The organism is Archangium sp., from assembly GCF_045802675.1.
Classification (GTDB): Bacteria; Myxococcota; Myxococcia; order Myxococcales; family Myxococcaceae; genus Archangium.
This window is the reverse complement of record NZ_JBJMQO010000138.1, coordinates 17,105-38,102: the sequence shown is the minus strand read 5'-3', so window position 1 is coordinate 38,102 and position 20,998 is coordinate 17,105. Positions and strand designations below refer to the sequence as shown.

Here is a 20,998-nt window from a genome sequence, read left to right as displayed (position 1 = left end):
GTGCTCCTCAGGGGGCTTCGCAGCGGTGGTGGTGGGGCTTGCCGAGGAACACCTGGTTGAAGTCGACCAGGCCCGAGCCGTACAGCGACTTGAACTCGGCGTAATCCCGCTGGAAGCGCGCGTCCTGGCGCGCGAAGTCCTCGAGCAGGGGCAGGGCCCGGGCTCCCGCAGCTCGCACCGCGTAGCGCACGAGCGCCCAGCGCACGCACTCACTCTTCTCCCGGGGGAAGGACTGCCGGAAGGCCTCGAGCACGGCCTGCGTGTCTCGCCCCGAGGACATCACCCGCGCGGCCATCTCTCGCACCTCGGGGTCGGGGTCCCCGGCCTGGAGCTTCGCCACCTGCCGCAGTGGCGCGTCCTCGATGCGCGCGTCCGGGTAGATGGCCATCTCCAGGGCGAGCCCGCGCACCCGGGCCTCTTTAGCGCCGAGCGCCACCTCCAGCAGCCTGCCCAGGTACGGCTCGAGCCGGCCCGTGCGCTGGAAGTCGTTGTCCATCACCCGGCCGAGGGCGCGCACGGCGTGCAGGACCACGCCCGTGTCGAGCGTGTCCTTCCGGGCCAACGCGGTGAGGCGCTCGAGCACGGCCGGCTCGAGGCGCTGCTGCGTCTCCAGGGCGACGAGGGCGTTGACCTGATGGCCGGCATCCGGGTGCGTCTCCGCCAGGGCGGTGAGCCGCTCCACCACGGCCGGGGCGCGCACCGCGTCCGTCTCGCGCACCGCGCGCAGGTAGAGCGACACCTCGGGCTCCTGCGCCGTGCTCGCCCACTCCACCACCCGCAGCGCCGCCGGAGCGTCCGAGCCGATGACCTCCGCGAGCCGCTCCTCCAGGAAGCCGAGCGCGGCCGTGTCCTTGCGGGCCAGGGCCTGGCCGATGGCGGCACGCACGCCCTCGAGCCCGTACGGGGCCTCGCGCTTCAAGTAGCCCGCGTAACAGGTGAGCGGGGGCTGGCGGGGTGCGACGATGGGCCGCTCGTCGACGGCGGAGGCCTCGCTGGCGCCGAGCAGGGCGAGCAGCGCGGCGAGCATTCGCTGGATTCTCAACAGGCCACCGGTATGCATTCGGGCCCGAGAACGTATAGAACGGCTGCCGCCGAAAGTTCTCCTTCTCTTAGATAACCCGCAATTCGAGAAAGAAGTGGCGCGGCAATGGGCGTCTTCGCCGCGTGCTATGGAGCCCCCCATGAACCACACGCAGAGCAAGGCCCTCTTCTCCCGAGCGCAGGAGCGCATTCCCGGCGGTGTGAACTCGCCGGTGCGCGCCTTCCGGGGCGTCGGCGGTGAGCCCGTCTTCTTCAAGGAGGGCGCGGGCGCGTGGCTGACGGACGCGGACGACAACCGGTACGTGGATCTGGTGGGCAGCTGGGGTCCGCTCATCCTCGGGCATGCCTATCCGCCGGTGGTGGCGGCCATCACCGAGGCGGCGCGCCGGGGCACCACCTTCGGGGCGCCCACGGACCTCGAGGTGCAGTTCGCCGAGCTCATCAGCGCCACGGTGCCGAGCGTGGAGAAGGTGCGGCTCGTCTCCAGCGGCACGGAGGCCACGGTGGCGGCCATCCGGCTGGCGCGCGGCTACACGGGGCGCGACTACATCCTCAAGTTCGAGGGCTGCTTCCACGGCGCGGGTGATCCCTTCCTGGTGAAGGCGGGCAGCGGCGTGGAGACGCTGGGACTGCCGGACTCTCCGGGCGTGCCCAAGGAGGTGGCGGCCCTCACGTTGACGGCGCCGTACAACGACCTGGGCGCGGTGGAGAAGCTCTTCGCCGAGCGGGCCAAGGACATCGCCTGCGCCATCATCGAGCCGGTGGTGGGCAACATGGGCGTGCTCATCCCCGAGGAGGGCTACCTGCAGGGGCTCCAGGCGCTGTGCCGCGCGCACGGCGTGCTCTTCGTGTTGGACGAGGTGATGACGGGCTTCCGGCTGGCCCGCGGCGGCGCGCAGGAGGTGTACGGCCTGCGCCCGGACCTGAGCACCTTCGGCAAGGTGGTGGGCGGCGGCATGCCGCTGGCGGCCTACGGCGGGCGGCGCGACATCATGTCGAAGATCGCGCCCGAGGGCCCGGTGTACCAGTCGGGCACGCTGTCGGGGAATCCGGTGGCGGTGGCCGCGGGCATCGCCACGCTGCAGGCGCTGCGCGCGCCGGGCGTGTACGAGCGGCTGGACTTCATCGGCCGGGAGCTCGAGGCGGGCCTGCGCTCCGAGGCGAAGGAGGCCAACATCCCCGTCACCATCAACCGCGTGGGCAGCATGATCACCGTCTTCTTCACCGAGGGCCCGGTGTTCGACTACGCGAGCGCGAAGAAGAGCGACACGGCGCGCTACGGCCGCTTCTTCCACCAGATGCTGGAGGAGGGCGTGTACCTGCCGCCGAGCCAGTTCGAGTCGGCGTTCCTCTCGCTGTCCCTCAACGAGCCCGAGGTGGCGCACATCCTCCGGGCGGCCCGCCTGGCGTTCCGCGCGGTGGGGCAGGGTGCCTGAGGCGCAGGACGCGGGCACGGGGCCCATTCCCTTCGGTCCCTACACCCTGGTGCGGCGCATCGGGTATGGGGGAATGGGAGAGGTGTTCCTGGCGCGCGAGGAGGAGGCGGGCCGCGCCTGCGTGGTGAAGAAGGTGCTGCCCCACCTGGGGGGCAACCCGCAGTTCCTCGCCCGCTTCCGGGACGAGGCGCGGGTGGTGCGGCGCCTGTCCCACTCCAACGTCGCCCGCGTGTGGGCCATGGGCGAGGTGGACGGAGAGCTCTACCTCGCCATGGAGTACGTGCAGGGCAAGACGCTCAACCGGCTCGCGTGGCGGCTGCGCAACCGGGGGCAGGTGCTGCCCGTGGGGCTGGCGCTGCTCATCGGCGAGCGCATGTGCCAGGGGCTCGCCTACGCGCACGACGTGACGGACGAGCAGGGCCAGCCGCTGCACCTGGTGCACCGCGACCTCTCGCCCGCCAACGTGTGCATCTCCTACGCGGGCGAGGTGAAAATCATCGACTTCGGCGCGGCGCAGTCCACGCTGAAGGAGGCGCAGACGGCGCCCAGCGTGGTGATGGGCAGCATCGCGTACATGGCGCCGGAGCAGGCGCGCAAGAAGCACGTGGACCGGCGCGCGGATGTGTACGCCACGGGCGTGGTGCTCTGGGAGTTGCTCGCCTGGCGCCCGCTGCCGCAGAAGGGCGACGTCGCCGAGCGGTGGAAGCGCGCGGCCTATCCCAAGTGGGAGGCGCCGAGCCAGCACCGCCCGGAGCTGCTCCCGGAGGTGGACGCGGTGGTGCTCGAGGCGCTCGCCTCCGAGCCCAACGAGCGCTACCCGGATGCGGCGGCGTTCGGCGCGGCGCTGCGCGCGCTGCGGGAGAAGGTGGCGCCCGGCGTGGGGGACGAGGCGCTCGCGCGGCTGATGAGCACCGCGTTCGCCAAGGAGAAGGGGGTGGAGGACGGCGTGCTCGCCGAGCTGCTGCGGGGAGAGTCCTCCTCGCGCCGCCCGTCCGAGAAGGAGCTGTCCACCTTCGCGCCGCCCACCGCGCTGGCCTTCGAGCACCGCGCGCTCGACGCCCCCGCCGGCTTCGTCCCCTCCGAGGAGGTGCAGCTGGTGGAGGAGGTGAAGCCGGAGAGCCGGGGCACCGCCGACGCGTCGCGCAGCCTCACGCCCGTGACGTCGCGCGAGGTGCGGGTGGCCTTCGACGTGGACGTCACCAGTGAAGTCGTCGTCGCGGCCGGGGAGTCCGGGCTGGTGCGGGCCATCGAGGAGGGTGGCGAGGGAGAGGTGTCTGGTCCGCTTCCCGGAATGTCCCGCAAGGGGTGGCTCGCCGCCGGGCTGTTCCTCCTCGCGCTCGCGTTGGGCTTCCTGCTGGTGTGGCTGCTGGGGTGAGTCCCGCGCTTCACGCCCTCTTCCGCCGCGGGTAGGAGGAAGCCCTCACCGCCGGTGCGGAAAGGCGGCGCGGGAATTTCACACTCGCGCCGATGGGTATCGCCCTGCGGGGTGCTGCGCCGACAAGTGAACACTGCCTCGGGGCCTTGCGATCAGGGTGGATTTTGACGCACGAGCCGCCTCGGGGGCGTGTGTTACAGGCGTGTCTCCAGGAGGCTTCGTTGACCACTCGTATCCACGAGATTCTCAAGAAGTACCCGTCCGAGTTGCTGACGGAGTGGCTCGCCGCCATGGCGACGAGCGGGGTGCGGCGTGACGCGCTGATGAAGGAGGCGGAGCTGCGCGAGCAGTGCGCCGAGTTCCTCCGGCTGCTCACGCAGGCCACCGAGCACGGCAACGTCACCGACACCTCCAGCACCGGGTACCACGGCGTGCGGGAGATGCTGGATCGCCTGTCGCGTGCGCGCAGCCTGCAGGGCTTCTCCCCGTCGGAGACGGCCACCTTCATCTTCAGCTTCAAGCAGCCCGTGTTCGAGCGGCTGCGCCGTGAGCTCGCCAGCCAGCCCGAGCTGGTGACCGACGAGCTGTGGAACATCACCGTCCTGCTCGACAAGCTGGGCCTGTACACCACCGAGGTGCACCAGCGCACGCGCGAGGAGGTCATCGTCCGCCAGCAGCAGGAGATGCTGGAGCTGTCCACGCCCGTGGTGCAGCTGTGGGACCGCATCGTCTGCCTGCCGTTGATCGGCACGCTGGACAGCGGGCGCACCCAGACGGTGATGGAGTCGCTGCTGCAGCGCATTGTCGAGACGGGCGCGGAGATCGCCATCATCGACATCACCGGCGTGCCCACCGTGGACACGCTCACCGCCCAGCACCTCATCAAGACGGTGACGGCCACCCGGCTCATGGGCGCCGAGTGCGTCATCAGCGGCATCCGCCCGCAGATTGCCCAGACCATCGTCCACCTGGGCGTGGACCTGGCCGGCGTGGTGACCAAGTCCAGTGTGGCCGGGGCGTTCAACTGGGCCCTCAGGCGCCTCAGTCAGACGGTCGCCCAGCCCTCCTCGCGCGGCGCGGCGGGAAAGGCCTAGGCGGGTTCCCCCATGGAGCGCATTCCCATCCTCCGCATGGGCAAGGTGCTGCTGGTCACCATCCAGGTGGACATGCACGACCAGCTCGCGGTGACCCTGCAGGATGACCTGACCTCCCGCATCGTGGAGACGGGCGCGAGCGGCGTCCTCATCGACATCTCCTCGCTGGAGGTGGTGGACTCCTTCATCGGACGCATTCTCGGCAACATCGCCACCATGTCGCGCGTGCTGGACGCGCAGACGGTGGTGGTGGGCATGCAGCCGGCGGTGGCCATCACCCTGGTGGAGCTGGGCATGTCCCTGCCGGGCATCCGCACCGCCCTCAACGTCGAGAAGGGCATGGCACTGTTGCAGTCCTCGATAGAGGCTGACGACGTCGTGCTCGAGGTCCCGGATGCAAGTTTTGAGGACTGAGGTCATGCCCATCCGCTCGTCGCAGGACCTGGTGCTGGTGCGCCAGGCCGTGCGTACGTGGTCGGCCGAGCTCAAGTTCAGCCTCGTGGAGCAGACGAAGATGGTGACGGCCGCCAGCGAGCTGGCGCGCAACACCCTGGACTACGGCAAGGGTGGAGAGGTGAAGCTCGAGCTGATCCAGGAGGGCATCCGCCGCGGCCTGCGCCTGTGCTTCGAGGACAAGGGCCCGGGTATTCCCGACATCGAGCTGGCGCTGCGCGACGGGTACACCTCGGGGGGCGGCATGGGGCTCGGGCTGGGAGGCGCCAAGCGGCTGGTGAACGAGTTCGACATCGTCTCCACCGTAGGCGAGGGAACCCGGGTCACGGTGACGCGATGGAAGTGAGCTCCACGGTGTTGGCGGTCACGGAGAGCAGCCAGGCGGGCCATGCTCGCCGGACGGCCGCGGCCCTGGCTGCCCGCCTGGGGTTCAACGAGGAGGCCCAGGGCAAGGTCGCCATCGTGGTGAGCGAGGCCGCCAAGAACCTGGTCGCCCATGCGCGCGGGGGCGGGCACATCCTCCTGCGCGCGCTGCACGAGGGCCCCCACGTCGGGCTGGAGGTGCTCGCGCTGGACAAGGGGCCCGGCATGGCGGACGTGGACCGCTGCCTGCGCGACGGCTACTCCACCGCCGGCACCAGCGGCGTGGGGCTGGGCGCCATACGGCGCATGGCCTCCCTCTTCGACATCCACTCCGTGCCCGGGGTGGGCACCGCGGTGCTGGCCCAGCTGTGGGCCGACAAGCCGCCCCCGGCGGCCCGCGTGGAGGTGGGCGCGGTGTGCGTGCCCATGCCGGGCGAGGAGGTGTGCGGGGACTCCTGGGCGGTGGACTTCAAGCAGGGCCGCTTCTTCGCCCTCGTGGCCGATGGCCTGGGCCATGGGCCCGAGGCGGCCCGGGCCTCGCGCGCGGCGGTGGTGTCCTTCCTCGAGCAGGGCTCCAGCGAGCTGGTGGAGTTGATGCGCGGGGCGCACCAGGAGCTGCGCAGCACCCGGGGCGCGGCGGTGGCGTTCGCCTCGGTGGAGGGGGCGCGGCTGCACTTCGCGGGCGTGGGCAACATCGCCGCGGCCATTGTCTCTCCGGGCGCCATCCAGCGGCTGGTCTCCATGAACGGAACACTGGGGCATCAGGCGCACCGCATGCAGCAGTTCAGCTACACGTGGAGCCCGGGCGACACCCTGGTGATGTGCTCGGACGGACTCGCCACCCAGTGGCGCCTGGACCCCTACCCCGGGCTGCTCGCCCGTCACCCCAGCCTGGTGGCCGGCGTGCTGTACCGCGACTTCGCCCGGGGCCGGGACGACGCGACGGTGCTGGTGGCTCGGGAGGTTTCCGGCGGGAGCGCGCCTTGAGCGCCTCGCTCTTCCAGTCGGAGCTGCGCACCGGCCAGGACGTGGTGAATACCCGGCAGCGCGGGCGGCACATCGCCCAGGCGCTGGGCTTCGACGGCCAGGATCAGGTGCGCATCGCCACCGCCATCTCCGAGGTGGCGCGGCTGGCGGCCGCCGAGGCCAACGGCCACATCGAGTTCCTCCTGGAGGACCTGCCGGTGCCCGCGCTGCTCGTGCGCGTGCGGGCCTCGGCCACCCACGAGGGGCTCGTCGCGGGCAGCGCTCCGGACTCGTTGCGGCCCGGGCCCGCGCTCGCTCCCGCGCAGCGGCTGATGGACCGGGTGGTGGTGCGGCCCGACGGCGAGGGCTGGCTCCTGCTGGAGCTGAGTCACCGGCTCCCACACGCCTTGCCGGGAGGACTGGTGGTGCAGTCGCTGCGCGGCGAGCTGGAGCGGCAGCGGCGGGGCAGTGCCGCCGACGAGCTGCAGAAGCAGAACGCGGACCTGCTGCGCATCCTCGAGGAGCTCCAGGCGCGCAAGGCCGAGGTGGATCGGCTCAACCGCGAGCTGGAGGAGACCAACCGCGGCGTGGTGGCCCTCTACGCCGAGCTGGAGGAGAAGGCCGAGGCCCTGCGCCGCGCCTCGGACATGAAGACGCGCTTCATCTCCAACGTCAGCCACGAGCTGCGCACGCCCATCAGCTCCGTGCTCAACCTCTCGCGGCTGCTGCTCGACCGCATCGACGGGCCGCTCACCAGCGAGCAGGAGAAGCAGGTCCTCTTCATCCGCAAGTCCGGCGAGGCCCTGCAGGAGCTCATCGACGACCTGCTGGACCTGGCGAAAATCGAGTCCGGCCGATCCGAGGTGGCGCCCACGCACTTCTCCGTGGCGGAGCTCTTCGGCGCGCTGCGCGGGATGTTGCGGCCGCTGCGCGTGCACGAGGGGGTGTCGCTCGTCTTCGAGGAGCCTCACGGCCTGCCGGCGCTTCACACCGACGAGCGCAAGCTGTCGCAGATTCTTCGCAACCTCATCTCCAACGCGCTCAAGTTCACCTCCCACGGCGAGGTGCGGGTGTCGGTGGCGCCCGGCCCCCGGGACACGGTGGTGTTCTCGGTGCGCGACAGCGGCGTGGGCATCGCCCCCGAGGACCAGGAGCGCATCTTCGAGGAGTTCGTCCAGGTGGAGGGCCCCCACCAGCAGGGGGTGAAGGGCACGGGCCTGGGGCTGCCGCTGTCCCGGCGGCTGGCCGAGCAGCTCGGCGGCTCACTCACCGTGGAGAGCGAGCCGGGCCGCGGCAGCACCTTCCATGCGGCGGTGTCCCGCGATTACACCCAGCGTCAGGGGGCGGGGGAACAGGATGCGTCCTCCCAGGCGTTGGAGCAGCAACTTGCGCAAGCTCCCACGGTGCTCATCATCGACGACGACGAGGTCGCCCGTTACCTGCTTCGGCGGTTGCTGGGCGACGGCTCGCTGCAGTTCCGCGAGGCGGCGTCGGGGCCGGAGGGGTTGCGCCAGGCGGGGGAGCTCCGGCCCGCCGCCATCGTCCTGGACATGTCGCTCCCCGGCATGGACGGCTTCGAGGTCCTCGAGGCCCTCCGCCGGCAGTCCGCTACCCGGAGCATTCCGGTCATCATCCATACCAGCCGCTCGCTGACCGAGCAGGAGCGCGGGCGTCTCCTTCCCCATGTGGTGGGCATCCTCTCCAAGAGTGGACTCACCCGGGAGGTGGCGTCGGAGCTCCTGCAGCGGGCGTTGTCGGATCCGGGACACCGGTCCGGGGGGGGCTCTCCCCAGCGCTGAGCACGTAGCTGAGAGTGTTTGTACGCCTTTGAGGAGACCGTCACTTGCCGCACAGGGAATCCATCCTCCTCAATATCAACGACAACGAGGCCAACCGGTATGCCGTCACGCGCATGCTGCGGGCGGCGGGCTTCCTGGTGCTGGAGGGGGGCACGGGTGCGGAGGCGCTCCGGCTGGCCGCCGAAGCGCGGCCGGACCTGGCCATCCTCGACGTGAAGCTGCCGGACCTCAATGGGATTGAGGTGTGCCGGCGGCTGAAGGCGGACCCGCGCACGGCGGGCATCGCGGTGCTGCACCTGTCGGCCAACTACGTGCGCACCGAGAACAAGGTGGAGGGGCTGGAGAGCGGCGCGGACGGCTACCTGACGCAGCCGGTGGACTCGGCGGAGCTGCTGGCCACGGTGCGCTCGCTCTTGCGCATGCGCCAGGCGGAGGAGGAGGCGCGCGCGGCGGCGCTGCAGTGGAAGACGACCTTCGACGCGCTCGGCGACGGGGTGTGTCTGCTGGACCGGGGCGGGCGGGTGATGCGCGCCAACCGGGCCCTGCTCTCCCTGCTGGGGCTGCCCCGGGAGCAGGTGGTGGGGCGTCCCTTCGAGGAGCTGATGCGGGCCGCCTCGGGCTCCGAGGCCGAGCTGCCACCGAGCTGTGGGGCGGTGCTGGCCTGCCAGGGCGAGGCCGAGGTGTGCCTGGGCACGCGCTGGTACCGCGTGGCGGCCAACCCGGTGGAGAGCGCCGAGGGCCCGGTGACGGGGGCGGTGCGCATCCTCTCGGATATTACCCACCGCCGCGAGCTGGAGGACGCGCTGCGGCAGCGGGCGGCGGACCTGGCGGAGGCGGACCGGCGCAAGGACGAGTTCCTCGCCATGCTGGCGCACGAGCTGCGCAATCCCCTGGCGGCCATCGTCAACGCGCTGCACCTGGCGGAGGCCACGCGGCCCGAGGACGCCGAGTCCAAGGCCATGCGGGTGATGGTGCGGCAGAGCCAGCACATGGCGCGCATGGTGGATGACCTGCTGGACGTGTCGCGCTTCAACCGGGGCCACATCGAGCTGCGGCGGGCGCCGGTGGACCTGCGGCAGGTGGTGCAGCACAGCCTGGAGGCGCGCCGGCAGGCCCTGGACGACAAGAGGCTGCACCTGGAGGTGTCGCTGCCCGCCACGGAGAGCCTGTGGCTGCGCGGGGACTCGACGCGGCTGGAGCAGGTGGTGTCCAACCTGCTGGACAACGCGCGCAAGTACACCGAGCCCGGCGGCCACGTCTTCGTCGAGGTGTCGGTGGAGTGGGTGGGGCAGGAGCGCCAGGCGGTGCTGCGCGTGCGGGACACGGGGATCGGCATGAGCGCGGAGCTGATGGCGCGCGTGTTCGAGCTCTTCGTCCAGGCGCAGCAGCAGTTGGACCGCGCGCGGGGCGGACTGGGGATTGGGCTGACGCTGGTGCGGCGGCTGGTGGAGCTGCACGGCGGCTCGGTGTCGGCGCACAGCGAGGGCGAGGGCAAGGGCAGCGAGCTGGTGGTGCGCCTGCCGCTGGAGGCCGCGCAGGAGGTGGCCGCGCACACGCCCGTGCAGCCCGCGCCGGTGGGCGCCGAGGAGCCAGGGGGACGGCGGGTGCTGCTGGTGGAGGACAACGAGGACACGCGCGAGGTGCTGCGCGAGTTGCTCGAGATGTGGGGCCACCGGGTGGAGGTGGCCGAGGACGGCTTCAAGGGCGTGAAGCTCTTCCCCGTGCTGCGGCCGCACGTGGCGCTGGTGGACCTGGGGCTGCCGGGGATGGATGGCTTCCAGGTGGCGCGCCGCATCCGCGAGAGCGAGGGCGGCCGGGACGTCTTCCTGGTGGCGCTCACGGGCTACAGCGGCGAGCACCGCACGCAGGCGGTGGAGGCGGGCTTCGACCTGCACATGGTGAAGCCCGTGAAGCCCGATGAGCTGGAGCGGCTGCTGGAGCGGCTCCCGGCGCAACACCCCACCGCCGCGTAGGCGCCCGGTGGGGTGCAGGGCCCGTCTTCCTCTATTCTCAGATTCTTGAAAACAGACGTCACCGGGCGTAATGTCTGGGTTACGCGGTGCTCTCCCCGGGTGTGGTTTTACAAGCGGCGGAAAGCCCGACATATTGGAAATGCTTTGAGCCCTAAGCATCTGGCCCCGGGTCAATCCAGACATGACCCCGGCGGAAGATGTCTGAGGACAGGACACCCCCAGGTGTCGGGCTCTTTCGCCTGGAATCAATGACTTGCACGGAGTGGATGTAAAGCCTCCGTACATCCGGACGCGCGCCGGCTGTGACATGCGTGCTCCATCCGGAGTCGGCGGGATGTTTGGGCTGTCAAGGATTTCAATGGGTTCGCGGGTTGGCCCGTTCCCTGCTCTAGGGTTCTGCGTCCGACGGCATCTCGTCGTTGGTTCTAAGGAGTCCCCCCTTGCGTACGCGTTTCCTTGCTGCCGCACTGCTCGCCCTTCCCCTCGCCGCGTGCGAGGTCGACAACTCCCAGCTGCCCGAGGGTGCCCAGAAGTACGATGAGGCCACCGACTCGCTCGGCGACGTCCAGGCCGCGCTCTCGGCGCTGCCCTCCGCCAGGGTGGTGGGCGCGGACGACGCCAACTTCCCCTACATGATCACCGGCAACCTGGGCACGGCCAGCCTGTCCGCCGGTGACGCGCACAGCCGCGTGAGCCAGGCGCTGCCCTCCATCGCCGCGGCGTTCCGCCTGCAGGCCGGTGACCTGGTCGCCAAGCGCTCGCGCGTGGACGAGCAGGGCGTCACCCACATCCGCTATGGCCAGACGAAGAACGGCCTGCCGGTGGTGAACGAGGAGCTCATCGTTCACGTGGACTCCAACGGCACCATCACTGGCGCCAACGGCACCGCGCGCGACGGTGAGATCGTCTCCGCCAAGGCGACCATCTCCGCCGACGCCGCCCAGGTCGCCGCCCTCAACACCACCACCGGCCGCCACCTGGCCACCGAGGGCTCGCGTCTGGTGTACGTGCGCTCCCAGCAGGACGGCAAGCTGAAGCTGGCCTACGAGGTGACGGTGACGGGCGAGGGCGCGGAGCTGCCCGTGCGTGACCTCGTCTACGTGAGCGCCAAGGACGGCTCCGAGATTCAGCGCGTCTCGCAGATCGAGACCCTGCTCAACCGCAAGGTGTACTCGGCCAACAACGGCACCACCCTGCCCGGCACGCTCAAGCGCTCCGAGGGCGGCGCCGCCACGGGTGACGCGCACGTCGACGGCAACTACACCAAGCTGGGTGGCACGTACGACTGCTACAAGAACAACTTCGGCCGCGACTCGTACAACGGCCTGGGCGCCACGCTCATCAGCTCGGTGCACTACAGCACCAACTACGTGAACGCCTACTGGGACGGCACCCAGATGGTGTACGGCGATGCCGACGGCGTGCAGTCGGGCATGCTGGGCCTGTCCGCGGACGTGACCACGCACGAGCTCACCCACGCGGTGACCTCGAGCGAGTCCAACCTCACCTACTCGGGTGAGTCCGGCGGCCTCAACGAGGCGATGAGCGACATCTTCGGCGCCTACTGCGAGAGCTACGCCTCGGGCACCTGGTCCACCTCCAACGCGGTGTTCATGGTCGGCGACGACATCTGGACCCCGGCCACCGCGGGTGACGCGCTCCGCTACCTGTACGACCCGGCCAAGGACGGCGTCTCGAAGGACTTCTGGGTGAGCGGCGTCGGCAGCGCGGACGTGCACTACAGCTCGGGCATCGCCAACCTGGCGTTCAAGCTGCTGTCCACGGGCGGCACGCACCCGCGCGGCAAGAGCACCATCAACGTGACGGGCATCGGCGTGCAGGCGGCCGGCGCCATCTTCTACAAGGCCAACGTGGACCTGATGACGGCCTCCACCACCTTCGCCCAGGCCAAGACGTACACCGAGCAGGCGGCGACGGCCCTGGGCTACCCCGTGGCCTCCGTGACGCAGGCCTGGCAGGCGGTGGGCGTGGGCGTGCCCGTCGTCTCCACCCCGCTGACCAACGGCGTGGCCATCACCGGCATCTCGGGCGCCGCAGGCTCGCAGAAGTTCTACTACCTGGACGTCCCGGCCGGTAAGGCCTCGACCTTCGCCACGAGCGGTGGCACGGGCGACGCGGACCTGTACGTGAAGGTTGGCTCGCAGCCGACCACCGCCTCGTACACCTGCCGTCCGTACCTCTCCGGCAACGCCGAGACGTGCAACATCGCGGCGCAGACCACCACCCAGCGCATGCACGTGATGCTCAACGCCTTCAGCGCGTACTCCAGCGTCTCGCTGAAGGGCTCCTACACCCCGTGATGTGAATCCGGGTTGAGCTGAAACCTGAAACGGGCCCCTGGGAGGCATGCCTCCCGGGGGCTTCGTTTTTGCGGGTGTTCCCCCACGGCGCCCCGACCTGAGCTATGTGGGGAGCCATGGCGATTGAGACAGAGACGGGGACGACGCTCCCCTTCGACCGCTTCTGGGACTGGCTCCTGGACCACACCAACTGCATCCTCAGCGTGGGCACCGAGGAGTGCTGGCTCTACGACGCCGAGGCGCTCCACTGGGTGCTCTTCGCGGAGGACAACGGCACGCCCGTGGTGCAGCTGATTCTCGGCAAGCGCCTGGTGGGCGAGATGGTGCTGGAGACCACGGATCTGCTCCAGGTGCAGGTGACGCCGGACCCGGACAACGTGGAGCGCGGCTACTTCCTCTTCAAGGTGATGGGGGGCCTCAAGGCCGCGCCCCGCGTGCGCTACACCTTCCAGCTCGCCCACGGGATGGAGAACCTGCCCACCCCGCACGTGGCGGGCCTCAAGCACTGAAGCGGGCCGGGGAGGCCCGGAGTCACCGGGCCTCCCGCGCGGCGCTCAGGCCTTCTTCGAGGGCTTGTTGATGTCCGCGAAGAAGTCGTTGCCCTTGTCGTCCACGACGATGAAGGCCGGGAAGTCCACCACGTCGATCTTCCAGACGGCCTCCATGCCCAGCTCGGGGTACTCGAGCACCTCCACCTTCTTGATGCAGTCCTTGGCGAGCCGCGCCGCCGGGCCGCCGATGGAGCCCAGGTAGAAGCCGCCGTGCTTCTTGCAGGCCTCGGTGACGGCCGGCGAGCGGTTGCCCTTGGCCAGCATCACGTAGCTGCCGCCCTGCGCCTGGAACTGGTCCACGTACGCGTCCATGCGGCCCGCCGTCGTGGGACCGAACGAGCCGGACGCAGAGCCCTCGGGCGTCTTCGCCGGGCCCGCGTAGTAGACCATGTAGTCCTTGAGGTACTGCGGCATACCCTCGCCGCGGTCCAGGCGCTCCTTGAGGGTGGCGTGGGCGATGTCGCGCGCCACCACCATGGGGCCCGACAGCGACAGACGCGTCTTGATGGGGTAGCGCGACAGCTCGGCGCGGATGTCCGCCATGGGGCGGTTCAGGTCGATGCGCACCACCTCGCCCGACAGGTGCTCGTCCTTCGTCTCCGGCAGGTACTTCGCCGGATCCGCCTCGAGCTGCTCGAGGAAGACGCCGTCCTTCGTAATCTTGCCGAGCGCCTGGCGGTCCGCCGAGCAGGACACGGCGATGGCCACCGGGCACGAGGCGCCGTGGCGGGGCAGGCGGATGACGCGCACGTCATGGCAGAAGTACTTGCCGCCGAACTGGGCGCCGATGCCGGTGCGCTGGGTGAGCTTGAGCACCTCCTGCTCCAGCGCCACGTCGCGGAAGCCGCGGCCCAGCGCGTTGCCCTCGGTGGGCAGCGAGTCCAGGTAGCGCGCCGAGGCGTACTTGGCCGTCTTCAGCGCGAACTCGGCCGAGGTGCCACCCACCACGATGGCCAGGTGGTAGGGCGGGCACGCCGCGGTGCCCAGCGAGCGAATCTTCGTCTCCAGGAAGCTCAGCAGGCTCCGCGGGTTGAGGACGGCCTTCGTCTCCTGGAAGAGGTAGCTCTTGTTGGCCGAGCCGCCACCCTTGGCCATGAAGAGGAACTTGTAGGCGTCGCCGTCGGTGGCGTAGAGCTCGATCTGCGCCGGGAGGTTGTTCTGGGTGTTGACCTCCTTGTACATGTCGAGCGGCGCCATCTGCGAATAGCGCAGGTTGGCGGTGCGGTACGTGTCGAAGACGCCGCGCGAGATGGCCGCCTCGTCGCCGCCGCCGGTCATCACATACTGGCCCTTCTTGCCCATGACGATGGCCGTGCCGGTGTCCTGGCAGGAGGGCAGCACGCCGCCGGCGGCGATGTTGGCGTTCTTGAGCAGCTCGAGCGCCACGAAGCGGTCATTGGACGAGGCCTCGGGGTCCTCGAGGATGTGGGCGAGCTGCTTGAGGTGGCCGGGCCGCAGCAGGTGGGAGATGTCCCGCATGGCCTCGCGGGTGAGGAGCGTGAGGGCCTCGGGAGCCACCTGGAGGAACGTCTTTCCACCGGCCTCGAAGGTGGAGACGTACTCCTGGGTGAGCAGCCGGTAGGGCGTCTCGTCCTTGCCGAGCGGCAGCATGTCCTGGAACTGGAAGTCGTTCATCGTGGCCTTCTCCAACGGTGGGCTGGACCCCGACGCGCGGTCCGGGTCCCCGAGAGTCTCCGATTGTCCGCCGGGAGCGGCCCGGGCGGGGAGCCCGCCGGAAACACGCCGACAACCTTCCCTCATGCGAGCGACGAGCGATTGTAGGGGGAGCCGCTCGCATGCCCTGGGGGCGGCCCCCGGGGGGCGCTGGACAGGCCCGTCCGGGGTGACATCCTGCCCCGGCCATGAGCACCCCCGTCGTTCCCTGTAGGGCCATCTACCTCGACGCCGAGGACACGCTGGTGTCCGGCCCCACCGCCCTGGGCCTCCCCCGCGAGCGGGTGGTGGGCCGGGTGCGCGAGCTCGCCCGGAAGGGGGCGGGCCTGTACCTGTGGAGCCGGCACGGCGTCGAGCACGCGCGGAAGGTGGCGGTGGAGCTGGGGCTCGAGGACTGCTTCCTGGCCTTCCTGCCCAAGCCCGAGGTCCTCGTCGACGCCCAGGCGCTGGAGGATTGGCGCGTGTCGGAGATCCACTCCGCCGCCTTCAACTCGGTGCGGTTGGAGGACCTGCTGCGCATCCCCCGGGAGTGGAAGTGAGTCCAGGTACCCCTTGATTGTCCCGTTTTTCCGATTCAGGCTGCACAAGGTATGGAGCCCTCCAGCAACATCACGTTTGACGACTCGCTGTGGCCGCTGCTCGTCATCCGGTTCACGGGCATGCCGACGAACCAGCAGTTCGACGACTTCCTCGCGAAGCGGGGGGCTTCCCTGGCGAGGCGGCAGAAGCACGTCGTCATCTACGACACGGGGAGCTTCCGCGTGCTCTCCCCCGAGCAGCGCCAGCGGCTGATCAATTGGTTCAGGGAGCGGAAGGCGATTCAGAAGCAGCTCTCGATCGGCAGCGCCCTCGTCATCACCTCGCCCGTGACGCGGCTGCTGCTGAGCAGCATCCTCCAGTTCACGCAGACGGAGACGCCGTACCATGTGGCCCGGTCTGTGTCCGAGGCGGCGCAGTGGGCGGCGGCGCGCCTCGATGAAGCGGGGTTGTTCGCGGACGCCCAGCGCGTCCGGGTGCACCACGGAGCGGTGCTGCGCCGGAGCACCGGGTGAGCCCTCCGGTGTGAGTTGGGCGCGACTGGTACGACCATCGGACCAGTGCGCGAGAAACGCGGCCGGGAGGCTCCCCCTCAGTGCAGCGTGCCGCGTCCGCCCAGGCGGCGGAGGAACTCCTGCTCGTCCACGGTCTCGATGCCGAGTGCCCGGGCCTTGTCGGACTTGGTCGCGCCCGGGTTGGCGCCGGCGACGACGAAGGAGGTGCTCCTCGAGACGCTGCCCGTGACGCGGGCCCCGGCGGCTTTGGCCGCATGCGTCGCTTCCTCGCGGCTCATCGTCTCCAGCTCGCCGGTGATGACGACGGTCTTCCCAGACAGGGCTTCCGTGGTGGCGGGCTCGCGCGCCGGAGCCTCCTCCCGCGGCTGCACGCCCGAGCGCCGCAGCTTCTCGAGGAGCCGCACGTTCTCCGGCTGCTCGAGCCAGGAGTGGAGGCTCTGGGCGATCCTCGGTCCGACGCCCTGCACGGCTTGGAGCTGCTCGAGCGAGGCCAGGCGCAGTGCGTCCATGGACGGGAAGGCCTGCGTCAGCAGCCGGGCGGCGAACGGCCCCACGTGGCGGATGTTGAGGCCCACGAGCAGCCGCCAGAGGGGACGGTGGCGCGCGGCCTCGATGGCGGACAGCAGGTTGTGGACGGACTTCTCGCCGAAGCCCGGCAACTGCCCGAGCTGCTCCGCGGTGAGGAAGAAGATGTCCGCCGGGTCCTTCACCAGGCCCAGCTCCAACAACTGGCCGCCGGTGACGTACCCGAGGTGCTCGATGTCCATGGCCCCCCGTGAGGCGAAGTGGAAGAGCCACTCGACGGCCTGCGACGGGCAGCCCACGCGGTTGGGACAGCGCCAGTCGGCCTCTCCCTCCTCGCGCACCAGCTTCGTGCCGCACGAGGGACACTTCCTGGGGAAGCGCCAGGGGCGCGCATCCGGCGAGCGCTTGGAGAGCACGGGGCCCACCACCTCGGGGATGACCTCACCGGCGCGCCGGACGATGACGGTGTCTCCCTCGCGTACGTCGCGGCGTTGGACCTCCTCCTCGTTGTGGAGCGTGGCATACGTCACCGTGGCCCCGCTCACGCGCACCGGCTCGAGCACGGCGAAGGGCGTCACCTTGCCCGTGCGGCCCGTGTTCACCGAGATGCTCTTCACGAGCGTGGTGCGCTCCTCCGGCGGGAACTTGAAGGCGATGGCCCAGCGCGGCGCCCGGCTCGTCTCCCCGAGCTCCCGCTGCAAGTCGAGCGCGTCCACCTTCACCACCGCGCCGTCGATTTCATAGTCCACGTCGTGGCGGTGCTCCTGCCAGTGCGCGCAGAAGTCCCCCACCTGCGCGAGCGTGCGCACCTGTTTCGCGGCCGGGTTCACCGGCAGGCCCATGCGCTTGAGGTACTCGAGTGACTCGGAGTGCCGCGAGAACGAGACGCCCTCGGCGACCCCCAGCGCGTAGCACCACAGCCGCAGGGGCCTCGAGGCCGTCACCGCGGGATCCTTCTGCCGGATGCTCCCCGCCGCGGCGTTGCGCGGGTTGGCGAAGGGCCGCTCGCCGCGCCCGGTCAGCTCCTGGTTGAGGCGCTCGAAGGCCTTCACGGGCAGGTAGAGTTCTCCCCGCACCTCCAGCACCCGGGGGACCTCGCGGCCGCGCAGGCGCATCGGCACCGAGCGCATCGTGCGCACGTTGGCGGTGATGTCCTCGCCCACCTGCCCATCTCCCCGCGTCGCCGCCTGAACCAGGGCGCCGTTCTCGTAGACGATGGAGACGGCCAGCCCGTCGATCTTCAGCTCGCAGACGTAGTCGGCCCGGGCGCCGATGCGCTTCTCGACGCGCGCGGCCCAGGCGGCCAGCTCCTCGGCGGAGAAGGCGTTGTCGAGCGAGCGCATCGGCAGCCGATGACGCACCGGGGCGAACAGCGCACCCGGCCTGCCGCCCACGCGCTGCGTGGGACTGTCCGGGGTGACGAGCTCGGGGAAGTCCGTCTCGAGTCCACGCAGCTCGCGCAGCAGCGCGTCGTACTCGGCGTCCGTCACCTCCGGGCTGTCGAGCACGTAGTAGCGGTAATCATGGTGGTTGATGAGGCCGCGCAGCTCCTCGACCCGGAGCTGGGCCACCTCGCGGCGCCGCTCGTCCCCGCGCAGGGGGGATGTGGGAAGTTGAGTTTCCATGTCCCTACCCGACGTTCCCTCAAGCTAGGCCGCGCTCCCGTTCTGGGCACCTGCCGCACGCTCCCCTGCCCGGTGGGCGGAGGCGCTCAAAAGGGAGTGCATCCGGGAGGCCCCTGGTAGTCTCCACCGCCATGATCCGACCCCTTTCGAAGTTCCTCCCGGCCCTGGCCGTCTCGGCGGGACTGGTCGCTCCCGCCGCGCTCGCCTGCACCAGCCTGCTGGTCACCAAGGGCGCCACGTCCGACGGCTCCACCCTCATCACCTACGCCGCGGACTCGCACGAGCTGTACGGCGAGCTGTACTACACCCCCGCGCGCCGCAATCCGCCCAACGCGATGCGCGACATCATCGAGTGGGACACGGGCAGGTTCCTCGGCCGCATCAAGGAAGCCCCCATCACCTACAACGTGGTGGGCAACATGAACGAGCACCAGCTCACCATCAGCGAGTCCACCTTCACGGGCCGCAAGGAGCTGGAGGGGCCCGCGGGCATCGTCGACTACGGCTCGCTCATCTACATCGCCCTGGAGCGCGCGAAGACGGCCCGCGAGGCCATCCAGGTGATGACCGACCTGGTCGCCGAGTACGGCTACGCCTCCACCGGTGAGTCCTTCTCCATCGCGGATCCGAAGGAAGCGTGGATTCTGGAGATGATCGGCAAGGGCGCGGGACAGAAGGGCGCGGTGTGGGTGGCCCGCCGGCTGCCGGATGGGTACATCTCGGCGCACGCCAACCAGTCGCGCATCCAGCAGTTTCCGCTCAACGACGCGGAGAACGCCCTCTACTCCAAGGACGTCATCTCCTTCGCGCGCGAGAAGGGCTGGTTCAAGGGCGCGGACAAGGACTTCAGCTTCGCCGACACCTACCACCCGTTCGACTTCGAGAGCATGCGCTTCGCCGAGGCGCGTGTGTGGAGCATCTTCCGCCGCGCGGCGCCGTCGGCCGGACTGGGCGCGGACTTCGTGGATGGCTCGGTCCCGGGCAAGCGTCTGCCTTTGTGGGTGAAGCCAGACAAGAAGCTGGCCGTGCAGGACGTCATGGGGCTGATGCGAGACCACTTCGAGGGCACCCCGCTCGACATGGCGAAGGACGTGGGCGCCGGGCCCTACGCCGTGCCCTACCGCTGGCGCCCGATGACGTGGGAGGTGGACGGCAAGAAGTACCTCCACGAGCGCGCCATCTCCACGCAGCAGACGGGCTTCTCCTTCGTGGCGCAGATGCGCTCGTGGATGCCGAGCCCCGTGGGCGGCCTGCTCTGGTTCGGCGTGGATGACACCTTCACCACCGTGTACACGCCCGTCTACGCGGGCGTGCGCCACGCGCCGAAGAACGTGGCCACGGGCGTGGCCAACCGCGGCCAGTTCTCCTGGGACTCGTCCTTCTGGGTGTTCAACTGGGTGTCCAACCAGGCCTACGCGCGCTGGAGCGACATGATCGTCGACGTCCAGAAGGCGCAGGGCGAGCTGGAGGGCCAGTTCCTCGCCGACCAGGCGGACATCGAGAAGGCCGCGCTCGAGCTGTACAAGAGCTCGCCCGAGCAGGCGCGCACCTACCTCACCGAGTACTCGGCCCAGCAGGGTGACAAGGTGCACGGCCGCTGGCGCAAGCTGGGCGAGCAGCTGCTCGTGAAGTACATGGACGGCAACGTGCGCGACGAGATGGGGAAGGTGAACCACCCCAAGTACCCCGAGTCCTGGTACCGCCGCATCGTGCAGGACACCGGCTCGCGCCTGGCCATCCCCGCCGAGCCCACGCTCGCCGCCGCGAAGCCGGAGCCGAAGCCCGCCGAGGTGAAGCCGGCCGCGAAGCCGGAGTCCAAGCCCACGGTCGCGCCCGCGCCGTGACGCGCTGAGGTGCCCCGGGCGTGGAGCGCAGGTCCGCGCCTGGGGGGCAGGGGGCCAGGGAGGCGTTATCTCCTTGGCCCGGTGCCATGTCCGGTCGAGACTCGGGAGAGGAATGCGCATCTTTCCCTCGACTCCATCCGGGCCCGACATGGCACCAACCGACAGCGGAGCGGCCACCCACGTGGGCCGCCGGCCGAACAACGAGGACTCCTACTGCCAGAAGCCGGAGTTGGGCCTCTTCGCGGTCGCCGACGGCCTGGGCGGTCACGAGGGCGGTGAGGTGGCCAGTCAGCTCGTGCTGAGCACGGTGGTCGACTTCCTGTCCTCGCAGGGAGGCAAGGCGCGGCCCGTCTCTCCCGTCCCGGACGCGTCGGGCAATGCACCCGAGGGCCTCCTCCTCCACGCCGTGCGCCAGGCCCACCACGCGGTGCGCGCGGCGCAGAGCGGCAAGCTGTCCATGATGGCCTCGACGATTACCGCGGTGCTCTTGAGCGACAGCGAGGCCGTGGTGTGCAACCTCGGAGACAGCCGCACGTTCCTGGTGCGGGGCGGGGTGCTGCGGCGGCTCACGCGAGACCACACGGTGCTCGCGGAGATGGAGGAGGCGGGGCTGGATACGAACAACCCGTTCGCCGTGATGCACCGCAACTCGCTGACGGGGGCCGTGGGCATGGAGGCGAGCGTCGACCCCGACTGCATCCGCGTGTCCGTGCAGCCGGGCGATGTCCTGGTCCTCTCCAGCGATGGCTTGTACGAGCCGGTGCCGCCGGACCTGATGGTGCAGTTGCTGGCGCAGGGCGGCTCGGCCCAGGAGATGGCCGAGCGGCTCGTCGCCAAGGCCTACGAGCGCGGAGGCACCGACAACATCACGGGCATCGTGGTCCGCGTGCAGGGGGAAGGCTGAGC

Annotated in this window: 17 protein-coding genes; 14 read left to right on the top strand and 3 right to left on the bottom strand. The window is 70.1% G+C overall.

The window, feature by feature from the left end:
• Window positions 1-7: 7 nt before the first annotated feature.
• Window positions 8-1,042 (bottom strand): HEAT repeat domain-containing protein, encoded by a 1,035-nt coding sequence (locus tag ACJ8AN_RS38440; protein WP_407760592.1) that lies wholly within the window; start codon window positions 1,040-1,042, stop codon window positions 8-10.
• A gap of 139 nt (window positions 1,043-1,181) precedes the next feature.
• Between ACJ8AN_RS38440 and hemL the strand changes: the two genes are divergently transcribed.
• The 10 genes from hemL to ACJ8AN_RS38390 all read left to right on the top strand — a co-directional run bounded on the left by hemL (window position 1,182) and on the right by ACJ8AN_RS38390 (window position 13,330).
• The gene (hemL, locus tag ACJ8AN_RS38435; protein ID WP_407760591.1) at window positions 1,182-2,477 is read left to right on the top strand and encodes a glutamate-1-semialdehyde 2,1-aminomutase; all 1,296 of its coding nucleotides are present in this window, start codon (window positions 1,182-1,184) and stop codon (window positions 2,475-2,477) included.
• Window positions 2,470-3,852, top strand: coding sequence for a serine/threonine-protein kinase (locus ACJ8AN_RS38430; protein ID WP_407760590.1), 1,383 nt, complete (start codon window positions 2,470-2,472; stop codon window positions 3,850-3,852). Before hemL ends, ACJ8AN_RS38430 begins: the two co-directional genes overlap by 8 nt.
• A 221-nt stretch (window positions 3,853-4,073) precedes the next feature.
• Window positions 4,074-4,946: an STAS domain-containing protein gene (locus tag ACJ8AN_RS38425; RefSeq protein WP_407760589.1), complete on the top strand. Its 873-nt coding sequence runs from the start codon at window positions 4,074-4,076 to the stop codon at window positions 4,944-4,946.
• 12 nt (window positions 4,947-4,958) lie between these two features.
• Window positions 4,959-5,360 (top strand): STAS domain-containing protein, encoded by a 402-nt coding sequence (locus ACJ8AN_RS38420; RefSeq protein ID WP_407760588.1) that lies wholly within the window; start codon window positions 4,959-4,961, stop codon window positions 5,358-5,360.
• 4 nt (window positions 5,361-5,364) lie between these two features.
• On the top strand, window positions 5,365-5,745 hold the full coding sequence (locus tag ACJ8AN_RS38415) for an anti-sigma regulatory factor (RefSeq protein ID WP_407760587.1): 381 nt from the start codon (window positions 5,365-5,367) through the stop codon (window positions 5,743-5,745).
• Window positions 5,736-6,749 carry an ATP-binding SpoIIE family protein phosphatase gene (locus ACJ8AN_RS38410; RefSeq protein ID WP_407760586.1) on the top strand — a complete coding sequence of 338 codons (1,014 nt, stop codon included), beginning with the start codon at window positions 5,736-5,738 and terminating at the stop codon, window positions 6,747-6,749. The genes ACJ8AN_RS38415 and ACJ8AN_RS38410 overlap by 10 nt, the downstream gene beginning before the upstream one ends.
• On the top strand, window positions 6,746-8,527 hold the full coding sequence (locus ACJ8AN_RS38405) for an ATP-binding protein (protein ID WP_407760585.1): 1,782 nt from the start codon (window positions 6,746-6,748) through the stop codon (window positions 8,525-8,527). The genes ACJ8AN_RS38410 and ACJ8AN_RS38405 overlap by 4 nt, the downstream gene beginning before the upstream one ends.
• Before the next feature lie 44 nt (window positions 8,528-8,571).
• Window positions 8,572-10,500: a response regulator gene (locus ACJ8AN_RS38400; protein WP_407760584.1), complete on the top strand. Its 1,929-nt coding sequence runs from the start codon at window positions 8,572-8,574 to the stop codon at window positions 10,498-10,500.
• Between the two features lie 440 nt (window positions 10,501-10,940).
• Window positions 10,941-12,821 (top strand): M4 family metallopeptidase, encoded by a 1,881-nt coding sequence (locus ACJ8AN_RS38395; RefSeq protein ID WP_407760583.1) that lies wholly within the window; start codon window positions 10,941-10,943, stop codon window positions 12,819-12,821.
• 116 nt (window positions 12,822-12,937) lie between these two features.
• Window positions 12,938-13,330 (top strand): hypothetical protein, encoded by a 393-nt coding sequence (locus ACJ8AN_RS38390; RefSeq protein WP_407760582.1) that lies wholly within the window; start codon window positions 12,938-12,940, stop codon window positions 13,328-13,330.
• Between the two features lie 45 nt (window positions 13,331-13,375).
• Here the strand turns inward: ACJ8AN_RS38390 and ACJ8AN_RS38385 are convergent, their stop codons facing one another.
• Window positions 13,376-15,007 carry a fumarate hydratase gene (locus ACJ8AN_RS38385; RefSeq protein ID WP_407760581.1) on the bottom strand — a complete coding sequence of 544 codons (1,632 nt, stop codon included), beginning with the start codon at window positions 15,005-15,007 and terminating at the stop codon, window positions 13,376-13,378.
• A gap of 227 nt (window positions 15,008-15,234) precedes the next feature.
• Here ACJ8AN_RS38385 and ACJ8AN_RS38380 point away from each other — a divergent pair, with 227 nt between their 5' ends.
• Together ACJ8AN_RS38380 and ACJ8AN_RS38375 are read left to right on the top strand one after the other, a co-directional pair.
• A complete protein-coding gene (locus ACJ8AN_RS38380; RefSeq protein WP_407760580.1) occupies window positions 15,235-15,585 on the top strand; it encodes a hypothetical protein in 351 nt (116 codons plus the stop codon).
• Between the two features lie 51 nt (window positions 15,586-15,636).
• On the top strand, window positions 15,637-16,098 hold the full coding sequence (locus ACJ8AN_RS38375) for a hypothetical protein (protein WP_407760579.1): 462 nt from the start codon (window positions 15,637-15,639) through the stop codon (window positions 16,096-16,098).
• Between the two features lie 77 nt (window positions 16,099-16,175).
• On the opposite strand, the gene ligA is transcribed toward ACJ8AN_RS38375, so the two are convergent.
• Window positions 16,176-18,248: an NAD-dependent DNA ligase LigA gene (ligA, locus tag ACJ8AN_RS38370; RefSeq protein WP_407760578.1), complete on the bottom strand. Its 2,073-nt coding sequence runs from the start codon at window positions 18,246-18,248 to the stop codon at window positions 16,176-16,178.
• Between the two features lie 131 nt (window positions 18,249-18,379).
• On the opposite strand from ligA, the gene ACJ8AN_RS38365 reads away from it, so the two are divergent.
• Together ACJ8AN_RS38365 and ACJ8AN_RS38360 are read left to right on the top strand one after the other, a co-directional pair.
• Entirely contained in the window at window positions 18,380-20,092 is a 1,713-nt protein-coding gene (locus tag ACJ8AN_RS38365; RefSeq protein ID WP_407760577.1) for a dipeptidase, read from the top strand.
• Between the two features lie 148 nt (window positions 20,093-20,240).
• Window positions 20,241-20,996 (top strand): PP2C family protein-serine/threonine phosphatase, encoded by a 756-nt coding sequence (locus ACJ8AN_RS38360; RefSeq protein ID WP_407760576.1) that lies wholly within the window; start codon window positions 20,241-20,243, stop codon window positions 20,994-20,996.
• Window positions 20,997-20,998: the final 2 nt, after the last annotated feature.

Coding starts and splice junctions, on each gene's coding strand:
- hemL (WP_407760591.1), top strand. CDS start 1,182: ATGAACCACACGCAGAGCAAGGCCCTCTTCTCCCGAGCGCAGGAGCGC.
- ACJ8AN_RS38420 (WP_407760588.1), top strand. CDS start 4,959: ATGGAGCGCATTCCCATCCTCCGCATGGGCAAGGTGCTGCTGGTCACC.
- ACJ8AN_RS38415 (WP_407760587.1), top strand. CDS start 5,365: ATGCCCATCCGCTCGTCGCAGGACCTGGTGCTGGTGCGCCAGGCCGTG.
- ACJ8AN_RS38410 (WP_407760586.1), top strand. CDS start 5,736: ATGGAAGTGAGCTCCACGGTGTTGGCGGTCACGGAGAGCAGCCAGGCG.
- ACJ8AN_RS38390 (WP_407760582.1), top strand. CDS start 12,938: ATGGCGATTGAGACAGAGACGGGGACGACGCTCCCCTTCGACCGCTTC.
- ACJ8AN_RS38385 (WP_407760581.1), bottom strand. CDS start 15,007: ATGAACGACTTCCAGTTCCAGGACATGCTGCCGCTCGGCAAGGACGAG.
- ACJ8AN_RS38380 (WP_407760580.1), top strand. CDS start 15,235: ATGAGCACCCCCGTCGTTCCCTGTAGGGCCATCTACCTCGACGCCGAG.
- ACJ8AN_RS38375 (WP_407760579.1), top strand. CDS start 15,637: ATGGAGCCCTCCAGCAACATCACGTTTGACGACTCGCTGTGGCCGCTG.
- ligA (WP_407760578.1), bottom strand. CDS start 18,248: ATGGAAACTCAACTTCCCACATCCCCCCTGCGCGGGGACGAGCGGCGC.
- ACJ8AN_RS38365 (WP_407760577.1), top strand. CDS start 18,380: ATGATCCGACCCCTTTCGAAGTTCCTCCCGGCCCTGGCCGTCTCGGCG.
- ACJ8AN_RS38360 (WP_407760576.1), top strand. CDS start 20,241: ATGGCACCAACCGACAGCGGAGCGGCCACCCACGTGGGCCGCCGGCCG.